This is a genomic window from Cloacibacillus sp. (assembly GCA_036655895.1).
GTDB lineage: Bacteria > Synergistota > Synergistia > Synergistales > Synergistaceae > JAVVPF01.
The window spans coordinates 1-500 of the sequence record JAVVPF010000160.1 but is presented as its reverse complement, the minus strand read 5'-3'; the positions used below and the strand labels follow the sequence as shown (position 1 = coordinate 500).

Genomic DNA, 500 nt, shown 5'->3' with positions numbered 1-500 from the left:
CCACGATAACGAGAGCGTTGTAGATGATAGCCGACAGGATTGCCGATTGAGGGCTGGCAAGCTGCATGATGTTGAGTGCGTTTAGTTGCGGGTAGAGCGGTACAAACAAAGCGGGCACGATGGCAAAGTATTTTGCCAGGTCGTTAGCGATGGAAAACGTCGTCAGAGACCCGCGCGTCATGAGTAGTTGCTTGCCGATGCGCACGATTTCGAGCAACTTGGTTGGCGACGAATCAAGGTCGACCATATTACCGGCCTCCTTGGCCGCCTGCGTGCCACTGTTCATGGCAACCGCCACATCGGCCTGCGCGAGTGCGGGTGCATCATTGGTTCCGTCGCCCGTCATAGCAACCATATGCCCATCAGCCTGATATTGGCGAATAGCCGCAAGCTTCGTTTCAGGTGTCGCTTCAGCCATGAAATCGTCGACGCCGGCTTCTGCGGCAATAGCGGCCGCGGTCATCGGATTATCTCCGGTGATCATGATGGTCTTGATGCCC

Annotated in this window: 1 protein-coding gene; it reads right to left on the bottom strand. The window is 56.0% G+C overall.

Going from position 1 to position 500, the window contains the following annotated elements; all coding sequences use genetic code 11:
- The coding region (locus tag RRY12_13445; protein ID MEG2185671.1) for an HAD-IC family P-type ATPase at positions 1–500 on the bottom strand (500 nt) is incomplete at both ends.